The 12,949-nt window shown below is 50.1% G+C and carries 7 protein-coding genes; 5 read left to right on the top strand and 2 right to left on the bottom strand.

Features of this window, described 5'->3' with window-relative positions; all coding sequences use genetic code 11:
- The first annotated feature begins 4 nt into the window (after positions 1-4).
- The 5 genes from H6624_10460 to H6624_10440 all read left to right on the top strand — a co-directional run bounded on the left by H6624_10460 (position 5) and on the right by H6624_10440 (position 11,484).
- Entirely contained in the window at positions 5-1,168 is a 1,164-nt protein-coding gene (locus tag H6624_10460; protein MCB9084757.1) for a hypothetical protein, read from the top strand.
- Positions 1,169-1,196: 28 nt separating this feature from the next.
- Positions 1,197-3,950, top strand: a complete 2,754-nt coding sequence (locus H6624_10455) for a PD-(D/E)XK nuclease family protein (protein MCB9084756.1) — start codon at positions 1,197-1,199, stop codon at positions 3,948-3,950.
- The gene (locus H6624_10450) at positions 3,926-7,024 is read left to right on the top strand and encodes a UvrD-helicase domain-containing protein (protein MCB9084755.1); all 3,099 of its coding nucleotides are present in this window, start codon (positions 3,926-3,928) and stop codon (positions 7,022-7,024) included. The genes H6624_10455 and H6624_10450 overlap by 25 nt, the downstream gene beginning before the upstream one ends.
- Positions 7,025-7,240: 216 nt before the next feature.
- Positions 7,241-9,226, top strand: a complete 1,986-nt coding sequence (locus H6624_10445; protein ID MCB9084754.1) for a hypothetical protein — start codon at positions 7,241-7,243, stop codon at positions 9,224-9,226.
- A gap of 29 nt (positions 9,227-9,255) precedes the next feature.
- Complete coding sequence (locus tag H6624_10440) at positions 9,256-11,484, top strand: alkaline phosphatase family protein (GenBank protein ID MCB9084753.1); 2,229 nt, start codon at positions 9,256-9,258, stop codon at positions 11,482-11,484.
- Between the two features lie 11 nt (positions 11,485-11,495).
- Here the strand turns inward: H6624_10440 and H6624_10435 are convergent, their stop codons facing one another.
- Positions 11,496-12,119 (bottom strand): hypothetical protein, encoded by a 624-nt coding sequence (locus tag H6624_10435; protein ID MCB9084752.1) that lies wholly within the window; start codon positions 12,117-12,119, stop codon positions 11,496-11,498.
- Positions 12,106-12,948, bottom strand: a complete 843-nt coding sequence (locus H6624_10430) for a lysophospholipase (GenBank protein ID MCB9084751.1) — start codon at positions 12,946-12,948, stop codon at positions 12,106-12,108. The genes H6624_10435 and H6624_10430 overlap by 14 nt, the downstream gene beginning before the upstream one ends.
- Between the last annotated feature and the right edge of the window lies 1 nt (position 12,949).

Here is a 12,949-nt window from a genome sequence, read left to right as displayed (position 1 = left end):
GAGATTGTTAAGACGAATAGTCATTGTTATTTTGATTGCCCTGCCGCTGTTGTTGGGAGCCTTGTGGCCAGGATTGTCTCAGGGCGCTGAGTTGTTTCAGGCCTCCAATTCGGTGCGGGCTTTAGGCATGGGAAATGCCTATGCGGCCGTTGTCCGCGATGCGGATTCCATGTTCTACAACCCAGCAGGACTGGCTCAAATCGGAGGAATCAACTGGACGATTTTTGATCTCATCGTTGGCGCTAGCGGTGTTGAAGTGGCGGACAAGCTTCAGGATCTTCAGGGGAGTGGTACCTTTTCGGATACTGTTAAGGGGCTCTACGGAGAAAGGGTGTGGGCGGCTGGAATGGGAAAATCAGCTATTACCTTTCCGTACTTTGGATTTGCAGTTTACGATCATTTGGACGCCAGCCTTGAGGTGAATAATCCGGTCTATCCCAATATGGACATTAACGTCATTAATGACTTCGGCTATGCGTTGGGTTTTGGAGTACCGATCCTCCCCATGTTTCACGTCGGTGGTGTGATCAGACGAATTACTCGGACGGGAGCTCGCGCTCCATTTGGTCCGAGCTTTATTGCAAGTCTTGATCCGGATAGTATTTCCAGCAACATTGAAAAAGAAGGCACCGGATATGCTGCGGACATTGGCATAAACATCAAGGTGCCGGGACCGGTGGCTCCCACACTTAGTTTTGTGTGGCGTAATGTCGGTAAAACCAAATTTACCGCTGAGGGTGATGCGGAAGCCCCTCCGCCTGACGAAGATGATATGGCCATCGGTGCTGCCCTAGCGATTGATGCGGGATTGATCAGCGTCACTCCGGCGCTTGAGGTCAAGCACTTGAACCGTAATGACGAACAACTCGGGAAAAAAATCCACTTGGGTGTTGAATTGGGTCTACCCTTGGTGGATATTCGAGCTGGGTTTTATCAAGGTTATTACACCTTGGGAGCCGGCCTGAGCTTAGGCCTTTTGCGCGTGGACGCAGCCACCTATGGCGTTGAAATGGGAGAGTACCCTGGCCAATTGGAGGACCGTCGCTATGTTGTCCAGCTCACGTTAGAGTTGGGTTTCGACATGGGATTCGGTTTTCTTGGCGACGGGGACGGCGGCAGTGGCCGTGGTAGCGTATGGGGGGGGAAGCGGCTTAAGCAACGGCGGTGACCGGGGAGAACTGCTGGGAATTTAGTCCATGCTTGAGTTAAGGGAAGTTCACCATCCCCACCAAAAACAAAAACTTTTCGAAGACTTTGATCCCAGCAGAGACACATGGTTGGTCTCTGATCTCAAATCCAAGTTGGAAATCCAAAAACGGTTTTTGCGCCAAGGAATGGTGTTAGCGGAGGACTCGGTCTTGCGGGTCAGTGAGCTTTGGCGCAAATTTTTGGTGCGTTGCTCGCCAGGTGCCCGCGTGATTTCCGCCGATTTAGCTAGGTCCCTTCTTGGCCAGTGGTTAGAAGAATCGGAGTATGAATGGGCAAAGTCGCCCGGAACTGCTCAAAATCTTTTTGCCTATACAGCTCAACTTCTACCCATTTTGACCCATAATCAGGGTGAAGAGATTCTGCAGGAGTGGTGGGGAGATCACTCGGACAGCCTGGTTCGTTGGGGCCATTGGTATAACTTGTCCAAGTGGGCTTGGAGTCAATTTGAGGAAAAGAACTTGGTTCCTTCCCCTTGGGTGAGCGCCTGGCTTTCAAATTGGAGCGGGCCAAGGTTGACCTGGTCCCGGCGACTCTTTGTGGATCTTGGTAGTGAACTTAGTGCTGTTGAGGCAGAGGTGTTGTGGGGGCTAAGTGGAAGCTCAGATGTTTTCATCGTCACTCCCGGAGAACAATGGCGTGGTCGGTTTGATAAGTCTCTGCGTGGGTATCGAGTTCTAAAAGAGAAGTTGGGACAGTCGATTCAGACCCCTAAGAGGGCAGAAACCCCGACAGTTAAAGGTTACGCTTTTCACCGGTATTCCACCATGCTCGCCGAAATCAAGGCCGCTGTCATGGCGGTGCGAGAGTGGCTCAAGCAAGGGGTGGCCCCTTCAGCGATTGTGCTTATGGCTCCGGATGTGGAAACCTACTGGCCAGTGTTGTCTGAGTATTTAGCCAAAGAGGGGATCCCGGCGGGCAAGGATCACTTGGTTACACTCCAATCCTTTCCTGATGTTATTCGCTGGTTGGCTCATTTGCGCATGGATGCTGGACTTGGGAGTAGTGCCGACATTGAACTAACGGCCTTCCGGTCTGAGTCTGAACGACGATTGGCCTTTGATGACTTTCGTCGATTGTTTTCAATTTACTATGACGTGGAAGACCTCAAAAGGGATGATCAGGTCCAGCGCCTGTTTGACATCCACGGCAACCCGCAAAATCTAATGCTTCGAGACGAATTTGTGGCTTGGGCGTTGCGCCGCTGGCCAACGAAGGAAGTGACGGATCAGTTGGAAGGGATATTTCATCAGTTTCTTCAGGATTGTCCCTATAGTACACGATTGAGTTTGCGAAACTGGGTGAGTTTTACCGAAAAGCTTTGTGCCCGCATTGAAGTAAAAGTGGGAAGGGGACTGGGGAAAGGCATTCAGCTCTTGAACCTCTCCTCAGGCGAGTGGGTCGATGCCTCCCATATTTGGGTTATGGGTTTGACCGAAGATGGAATGAGAAGGACAGAGACCACGGGGATTTTGTTGAGTGATGTGCTGTCTTTGGAACGGGATATGGGATTTTTTCTCAACCATCCGGATCGTATGCAGGCTGAGTTTGAGGCGGAGTGGATGTTGGACCGCACCTGGAGCGAGGCAGTTCTTTCAACACCGACGGTGGATTTTGCCGGGACCATACAGGCCCCAGCGATGTTGTGGCTACGTAGGGCGATGGATGAGAATCCTGATTGGGAGAAGTGCACCATTCCACCCAAGTGCCGCTGGGATACCTTGCAGTCAGTTGACATCCGGGAGATGGCCCAGGTGGAGGGGTGGACCGAGGATTTGCATGCGAGCATCGAGACCGAGCTTCCCAGAGAATTGGGAGTTCAGCCGATCCCAGGTTTTGGTGCCAATCTTGATCTATCTTTATCGGTCTCCCAGCTGGAATCCTATCTGGAGTGTCCGTTTAATGTTGCCGCAGCAAAAATATTTCGATTGTCCGACACCCCAGAGTTGGACATGGATGTGGATCACATGTCCAAGGGAAGCTTAATGCACAAGTTGTTCGAGATCCTCACTCGGGGGGAGGTGTTTCGTTCGGCCTACACACGGGAGGAACTTGGAGAGGCGGTGGATCAAGCGCGAACCGAAAGTGAATTGATTCTTGCGGACGAGCGCCTGTGGCCGCCATTGAAGAGCAAGATGGTGGATATGGCCGATCGGTTTGTCAGTTTTGAAACTGCCTGGCGAGCCAATTATCCCAAAACCCAAACCGTGGGTCGGGAGCTTAAGGTCAAGTGCCGATGGAACCCGAAGGAGAAAAAATTTGTTTCAGAAGATCAGGAGGGGATTCTCTTTCGGGGATTTGTGGATCGGGTGGATGTCGATGGAGACGGGCACTTTGTGGTCCTGGATTACAAGTCTTCTCCCTACGGACTTACCTACCACAAGTCATGGTTGAACAATAACTCCCTTCAGCTCAGCCTTTATTCCCATTGGCTGAGTCTCGGGTTTTCGCAATTAGGTCCCGGGGAGGTGGTAGGAGCCTTGTACTATGTGACCAAGACAATGGACCGCAACAAGGGCTTTGTCACTGATGAGGGAATTGAGGGCTTCATTGAAATCTCTGGTCGATCTCAAAAGCTGGATACTGCAGGTCGCGAGGCCTTGATTGAAGGGGTCGTGCATGTGGTGGATCAGACGATGGGGGCTATTTTAGCCGGAGATTTCAAGCCACACCCCAAGGACCCAGATACCACCTGCCAAGGTTGTCGATGGAGAGGATTATGTCGAGCGCCCCATTTGAATTGAACCATCAGATCGTTCGGGCCGGTGCGGGAGCGGGAAAGACCACGACCCTGACTAAAACAGTTATGGAGACGGCTCTGAGTTTTGATCATAGCCAGGGGCGCTTTCCGAGGATCGTGGTGACCACATTTACCCGTAAGGCCACTCAGGAACTGAGAGAAAGATTGGTGGCAGGTGCCGTCGCTACAGGCCGAAATGACTTTCTTGATTATGTTTCGAGCCGGTCAAACCTTCATATCTCCACCATTCACGGCGTCCTAAGCCTATTTCTGCGTCGTTATGGCCACCTTTTGGAATTGGACACGGGATTCAAAATACTTTCCGAGGCGGATGGATTTCGCCTGGCAAAGACAGTGTTTCGCAAACAGCTTTTGGAGAGTGCGGAAGCATCAGACTTGGTTGAAATCTGGTCGGTGAATGAGCTGGTAGGTATGTTGAGGAGCTATCACGAGATGAAGCTGCAGTATCCAGAAGCGCGGGCCCTTCAGCTAACCGATTGTGGAGAATTGTTTCGGGCACTGGTCTACCCCCTGGTTCTATCCCTTCGCGAGATTATTTCCCAAGCTAGGGAGCAAACCGATAACGAAAAGTGGCAGATCTACTTCACTGGCTTGGAAAGACTTTTTGTCGCCATCGAGAGGGTGCAAAATGAGACTCATTGGACGGCAATTGAAACCGCCAATGAGGCATTGGGGAGGAAGCCCAATTTTTCCAGTAAAACGTCTCCGGCGGCCTTCAGTCCTGAGCTCAAGGAAAAACTGGATGAGGATCTGAAGTCCCTGAAAGCATTGTTGGAAAAAGAAGGAGTCGGTGCTTCTTCCTGGAATGAGCTTGTTGAGTTGGCGGTTCGTTTTCAGTCTGTGGCAGATTTGTTTCACGAGAATTTTACCCACCACAAGCGTTCGACGGGCCAGCTGGAGATGGGAGATCTTGAGTTGCTGGCTCGGGATAGTTTACGCAAGTTCCCTCAGGTGGGAGAAGCTTTTTCTCAGGAGTGGGATTATTGGCTGATCGATGAGTTTCAGGATACAAGCCCGCTTCAGGTTGAATTACTGGATTTGTTAATCGGCGACCGCAAGGCCTTTGTGGTGGGCGATCCCCAGCAGTCCATTTATCTGTTTCGCGGAGCTCGAAGTGAGGTCTTCCAGGAACGATGGAAGGTCATTGGTTCCAAAGGAGGAGATCAAAGGGAAAAGGCCGTAAATTATCGTTCGCAACCCTCACTGTTATTATTCTTTAATGATGTGTTTCGCGGGCTGGGCTCTCAATTTAGGCCCATGGAGCCCAGGTCTCCAGATTTGAATACCGATCAGCCCGTTGCCTATTTTGCCGTTGGCAAGGACTACGACGGAGAGGTTGAGGGGCTGGAAAACTCAGAACTGGCGGCGATCATTCATCATATCGAAAGGCTTAGGTCTGGTAAGGCGGAGTTTCAGGACATCTGTATTCTCGGCCGCACCAATGGGCACCTAGCTGACTTGGCTCGTAAGCTACAGGCAGTCGGTTACCCGATTCACCTTCATGCTGCCAGTGGATTTTATGACCGCCGAGAAATTCGCGATGCCATGTCTTTGGTTCGGTTTTTTCTTAATGTTCATGATGATGCTAATTTGTTTACCTTGGTGCGGTCGCCCTTTTTTAGAGTGAGCGATGATGAGCTCGCCCACATCATGTCTTCTGGGGAAGGGTCACTGTGGCAAAAGCTTATCGACCGTGCTGGAGACTGTCCTGCGGTCAGAAGATTAAAGTCCTATCTGCAAATGTCACACTCCACCGGTGTGGCCTGGGCCGTCAGACGTGCGATCCTAGACGATGGAGTTTTCAGTCTGAGTTTCCAATATGATGGCACCGGACGGCGTGAGGCGAATCTTTGGAAGTTTATAAAGCAGGTGGTAGAGCTGGAGCGCAAACCGGGTTCCCGTTTCATTGATCTTTCAGATCGGTTAGGTAGGGAGTTGAGTCCCGATGAAGAGTCTTCGGAAAGCGATGCGGTCACCGCGTTGGAGCCTGATCGAATCAACCTGATGACAATTCACTCATCCAAAGGCTTGCAGTTTCCTCATGTTCTCTTGCCCAGGTGTGACCGTGGCAACAGGGCCAAAGCTTCTCCCTCTTTTGGCCTGGAGGAGGAAAGTGGAATCTGGGCGGTGTCGCGAAGAAGCCCCTTGGATGGAGAAAAGATTCACAGTCTGCCTGCACTGGTAGACCAAGCCCGCCGCCATACCCGGGAGATGGAAGAATCCGAACGACTCTTGTATGTGGCGCTCACTCGGGCTAAGGACACTGTCTTTTGCAGTTGGAGCGAAAAGGTGCAATCCAATTCGTGGGCAGAAAAATTGAACGGATGGGTTAGAGAGCCGGGTCAGATCAAGCGTCCAAGCTATTGCTTTGAAGTGGAGTTGGGGCCTTGGTCCGTTGAGACAAATCTTGGCGATCGGGATCTCCAGCAAAGTGTTCCTGAAAAGGCGATGCATCCAGAAGATCCGACGAGCCATGAAATGGGGCCCAAGTTTTCAGTGAGTGAGTATTTGGAGGAAAAGCTTGAACTTCCGCAGATGGAACAGCTACGTCCCGGTGCAGAGGAGGTGCAGTCGAGAGTTCAGGCGAGTAATGAGGGAATTCTCATTCATCGTTTGATGGAGACTCTGCACTTTGATTGGGATTTTGATTGTTCAGCTGCGGCCGAAGAATGGTTTGGCCCTCAGGCAAGTAAGGCCCGCACCGCCATCGACTATGTCCGCTCTTGTCAGGAGCCCCCGATGAGAGATTTGATTCAGGGTGGAGAGGTTGAGTGGGGATTTCAAGTTCCTACTGCTAAGGGAATTCTGGAGGGTCAGATCGATCTGTGGGGGAGGGACTCTGAGGGTCAGGTTTGGTTGATCGACTATAAGTCTGGGTCAGAGAAATACCTGGATAAGGCCCTTCATCAATTGAGTCTTTATTCCGTGGCCTTGAGAAAATTGGGGATCAAAGAAGAGATCCGACTGGCTGTGGTGTATCCTTTAACTGGGAAATCACATTTCCGACAGGCTCCGAGTGAAGCCCAGCTTGTGAAACTATTTCCCGAACTTTTTTAGGGATGCTCGGCCTTGGTCACCGTTCGATTTTCGTGCAGGGACTATTTACCCGGCTTTTTTTCATAGGCCACTTTGTAAACGGTGATGAAAATTCCACAGGGTCCTTTAGTCTGAAGTTCAAAACAATGGGGTTTGGCTGCCACCAGCCCCTGGCCATGACCTCCTCAGTGTTTTGGCCGTATCCTTGCAGAGCTCTATCCCAACGGTGAGGTAGAGGTGAAAAATCGTAAAAAATTTCTAACGATGGCTATCCTTATTATTGGGTTAGTCGGGGGGGCGGTCCCACTTTGGAGTTTGCGCCAGCCATCTTTGCAGGCTCGGCTGCATCCCAATAGCCCTGTAAGTTGTGGGGTCGAAGTTGTAGAAATTGGAATCCCAGGGGAAAATGGTCAATTCAACACCCAACTGGCCTTCCTGAGAGACAAGTTTGACGACACTTATCCGGGGATCATCCCAAAGGTCCGGACGATTTGGGACTACTCCCTTCCTTACAAGGAGCACTACAAAAAGGACGACTTCAATAACAGTCGGGATAGCTCTTGGGAGGTGGTACCAGGTCCGCCGCCGGCAATTATAGAGTATGAGAAGATCAAGAAAGAAATTCTCCTTTGGACATTTTGGGACTTCCTGAGCTCCGTCTTTGACAAGGTACCTGTTGTCGGACCACTTTTTTACCTGACAGCTGATCAGTTTGTGGATGCCTATCGTAACAAGAAAGAATATGCCCGGACCAAAAGTCTTTACAAACTTCGTCTACTTTTGGAGACAGAAAACAAGAGTCTTTTGGGAATGATTCCTCCTTCTGAGATTGAGCGCATTATGGCTGTAGGATCTGAATACAGCCTGAAGGGACTATTGATATCAGAGGGTTTTGAGGAGCTGGTTTATCACTACCAGCTCAATGCCCGGCGCGCCAACCGCTCTCAGGCTTTTGGAACCCTTTTGGGGGCCGTTAACAGAGAGGGCCTCGTTGCCAAGCCGATTCTACGGGACTTTGTTGTTGTCTACTACGACCCGAGTGTGCCCCAAGCCCGTGAGCTGGACGATTTGTTCCTGGACATCAAAGATATGCGGCGAATTAAGGATGCTTCCGGCAGAGAGTTGATCCCACTGGGCATCTACGGGATTGGCCAGGCCCGGACCCGCGTAACGGCAATGGATCTTACGGACGACACAAGAATCAAAAAACGCAAGATCTATAAACATCTTATGGATCTGGGTGCCAACACGGGGGCAATCTTTGTTCCCTTCCCATTCACCATCCTGTTGAAAGCTGCAAAAGAAGGGGTGAGCTTTGTGCTCAGTAAAACTGGGAAAAATATGCTGTCAGATATGCTTCAGACGGAGGCCGAGTTGGCGGCTCTAATTGACAGCGGCTTGGCGGCCCTTGATCCTGGTTTTGTAGAAATGGTCCGCGGCCAGCTAGATGATCAAAATGTCAATATCTTCCGCGCCCGCGAGCGGGAGGCCCAGGCCAACCAGTCAAAAAATATGCAAATGATGGGACAGTATCTTGTCGAACGGGCGGATCACTTGTGTAAGGAAGTGGATGGCAAGCGTGAGAAGGACTTCCGCAAACAGTATCTTGATATCAGTGAAAAGGTGACCCGCTTTCTGCACACCATACTTGCTGGAGTTTCCAAACAGGTTGAAGAAGAACTCGTTCAACAGAGGACAGATCTTATCCGTGAACGACAAACATGGGTCAATGCCCGGCAAATTTTGAAGGTCTATGACGAGTCCACAGGATTCATCCCCCACCAGAGCGCTGCAGATGCATTAGTAGTTATGGCCATGTACTCCAATGAAAAAGATGTGGAAATGATCGCCAGATTTGTGCGCCATTCGTCAAATTTAGAAATCGAATGGGCTGCCATGAAGGCGGTTGGACTTCATGGAGCAGGTGAGCTGGCGGAGCCCGTTTTGGACTATCTTGACGGATATGATCCTTATCCCGGTCTGATTCGTGATGACGAAATCATCCGCACGGCCTGGGAATCATTCTTAAAATTGCGTCTGAGTGAAAACATTTGGGAATGGAGTCTAATCAACCGGGCCAAGGAACTTTTGGCTAAGTACGAAGCTCAGGCTCTGGATGAAGAAAAGGTATTCTTGATGATGATTCGAGGGCAGCTGGAAGGTCTGAACAAACCAGCCTGGTCCGGGAACAATAATAACCACGACGATCGAAATGATCATTAAATAGGGTGTAAAAAACAGGGGTAATTAGGGTGAGAAAAATAAGTTTGGGGGTTATGGCTGGCCTGCTGCTGCAGGTTGGGGTCATTTCAGCAATCGCAGAGGAAGATTCGCCAACCGTTATTGCTCTGATGGTTGACGGGTTACGTCCAGATTTTCTAGATCACTTGGTTTACAATACCGACAAATTGCCCAACATCAAGCGACTGTTTTATCAAAATGGCACGGTTATGGCCAATTCCTACACGACCCTATCCCTTACCGTGCCGTCGTGGAGTGAAACCCTTTCCGGTGTCGGCATTGACCGCAGCTCGTTCAAAGGCAATGAAGTTTTCAACCGACAAACCAAGACAATGACAAACTACCTGGATTGGCGAAAGGACATCTTTAAGGATGAAAACCGTCGTCATGGTCGCGCCTATCGCCGTATGAAGATGAACGATCATACGGTGATCCTGGACTACTTTCGTGCGGGGACAGTGGATAAGGATGGTTTTCTTGAGGATAATGAGGATGAAACAGATTCCTTTATGACCTTCTTCCCACTCAATGACCGTTTTCCCCGCTATTTGATTCCAGGTTTGGGGGATGGTCCGAAAGGTGGCAGTATTATTCGCTCCCTATTGCATTTGGATCTTCTAGAGCAACAGGGCTTTAGAAAGGCGGCCATTCGCTTCTTCTTTGAGGACAGCTTTTTCAATATGTTCGATCGGGCAGGACTTGATCACATGATGAAGGAAATGACGGACAATGAGACACCGAAGAAGAAGTTTTTGGGTGTCTACATTGCCGGGGGTGACCATTACTTCCACCTAGAGCATAACAAGGGGTTGGATACGCTGTATCAGATCGACCATGCGATCGGTCGAATCGCCCAGGCAATGAGGAAGGGTAAGTACCGCAATAGTATCCTGGCGCTGGTCAGCGATCACGGTTCTCAGGGCGGAAAAGAGTATGAGTCCAATATTCACCATCCTCTGCGGGGCGAAGAGTTTGACATCACGGGTGTCAACCTGTGCAACTACCTGTCCGGCAGAATGAACGATGTGAATTTCATCGATTATGACTTTAACGTCACCGGAGCTTTCGCCACTGAGGGGCGTTTTTCCATGTTTGGTGGGGCCGAGGGCGATTTTTTTCGAAATTTAAACCTTAAGGAATTGGCTCTTCATTCCAGCCAGTGCACCAACGTCAGACAGGAATTATATAAGGACTATGGGACCTGCGCCCAGCTTCACAAAACAGATCCAGATCAGATTCAGGCGGCGGTATCAAGTTCGCAAACCGTTTACCTTCCCAAGAGTTCATTTGATTCCAATAAATGGAATGAGGTTAACAACTGGTATGATCTCACCCATTACAAAGTAGGGATCGACGAGGAGGGTCGTCCGGTTGTCCGCAATTTGCTGGCAGACTTCGATGCGATTCGCATGAGCAGTTTAAGGATTTATCCGGGATACAAGGATGGCGATCCGGATCTTCAATACCGATATGAGCAATTGAGGGAGAAGATTGGGCACAAACCACTCGATTGGCTGGTGGTGAGAATTAATCATGATGATTTCAATCGCAATTCTAACGTGCGCGCCGAGGGCATTGATTCCGCTGAGGATGTTCTAGTCGTGCATAAGCACAGCGGTAATCAGGGCCTGATTGTTACTCGCTTCGGACGTTCTGGTGAGCCAGAGTACATGTACCGCCCGATCAAAAGTTTCTCTCAGGACAGTTCTGGAAGAATCGATTTCGAGTTCCACTGGGCTCCTGATCCCTTCGGCTATTTCAACCACCCCCGCACTCAGACCCGGGGGGTGACGGACCGAGCTTGGATGAGGCAGTTTCACACGTTCAAGGAGTGGACTGATCGTTATGTGAATACCTATTACCCAACGGTGGTCGGTGCAATTCCTAGGTTGATGCTTTCCCGCTCTGAGGGAAAGGCTCAGGAAGTGGCTGAAAGGCCCGATCTTCTTCTGGGACCGAAGCATGGTTTCATTTTTGAGTGCGGGGAGGACTACTCTCAGGCACACCATGGGATGATGATTAGAGAGTCTGTACGCTCCACCATGATGTTTTCCGGTCCGGGAGTGATGCGAGGGCAGGTGGTGGACGATGTTGTCTTTAACTTGGACTATCTTCCCACCATCCTGGGGCTGATAAATCGGGATCATCGAGGCAAGTCCCCGGTTGGGCTGCAGCCAACCGGATTAAGAAAGCCGGTTCGGTTTGATGGCCAGCCGATTATCAAAGTCTTTGCCGACTGAGGGGTGAAATCTTACTTGATCGAGGGAAATTCGAAGGTCGTGGTTCCCAGGGAACTGGTAAATACGATTTTTGAACTTGCCTGTTCAACGGCCGTCATAGGAATTTTGAAGTAGACCTTGTAGGGGGTGCTCCAGCGATTATGATAGTGATAAACTGTTACCAAATCGGCCAGCTTGTCATTGCGTTTGACCACCCGACCATCGTAGCGAACGCCGTTGACCTCTAGGTAGACCTTCCAAATAGAGGTTCCTTTATTAAGATCGTTATGATCTCTTTCCGGGGTAAAAAAGCTAAAAAAGAATGACGATTCGCTGGACATTTCCTGAATGGTCTTCTCTCGTTCTTTTCTAGCCTTTTCAGCGTCCCACTGGTGATAAAATCCTTTGTTTTGCAGAATCAGTCGATTGACCTCGGAGTTCAGGAGAGTCCCTTTAACTTCATAAGTCTGGTAAAAGCCCGAGTACTGTCGGTCATGGCGAGTGAATTTTTCCAGTACGTCCTCATACTCACTTGAATCTACCGGCGGCACAGCTCCAGAATTGTAAATCTCTGAAGAAGCGCAACCCCACAATAAAAATATAGAAAGCACCAATCCAGCTGTTAGGGCATTGCGTATCCAGCTACACCAATTCACTGAGGAACTCCTTGAGATGGCGAAAGGCAAGGTCCTTATCCAAATCGTTATAGATCTCATGATAACTGTCCGGATAGATTTGGAGGTATTTCTTTGGCGTCGAAAGCAGCTCAAAAAAATTCTCGGCAACCGGAGTACTGACGATTTTGTCGTGGCCACTCAACTGCAAAAGAACCGGAATTTGTATCTGCCCCGCCTCACCAATGACCACTTGCATGTTCTCAAGCATACCAAGAAAGACATGAGGCGAGATTTTGTCGTGCCTGAGAGGGTCTCTTTCATAGGCCTTAAGGACTTCTTCATCCCGGGAAAGGTCCTCATAACGGATTTCATTGTAAAGAGTGAGTTTGGGTAGCCACCTGCCAGCCCACTGGGCGATCTTTTCTTTTGCCTTAGGGACATCGACTCCCACGCCCAGAAGAGGCGCGCTCAACGCCATCGCCCTATACCCCATATCACCAAAATTGACCATGGCTCTTAGGGCAATCAAGCCACCCATAGAGTGAGCGAAACAAACCACGGGTCCCTTGGCCGCCAGCTTTTCCTGTTCAAACAGGTGCTCCGACAAAAGTCTAAGATCGCTGACATAATCGCCGAAGTCTTCAACGTATCCCCGCTTGCCTTCCGAGCGGCCATGGCCGCGCATATCCCAACCAACGACATTCCACTTTGCTTTGGTCATGACCAGAGCAAAATCGTGGTAGCATTCGCTATGTTCCGCAAGTCCGTGAGTCACGACAAGAGTTCCTACCGGATTTGGCACTTGCCAAGTCTGGTAAAAGAGCTCCGTTCCCTTGGTTCCATTAAAGGTGGTTTCAAATCGCTTCATG

It is taken from the genome of Pseudobdellovibrionaceae bacterium (assembly GCA_020635075.1).
Lineage (GTDB): Bacteria > Bdellovibrionota > Bdellovibrionia > Bdellovibrionales > UBA1609 > JADZEO01.
Note: the sequence above shows the minus strand (reverse complement) of the source record. Positions and strands in the feature narration are given on the sequence as shown.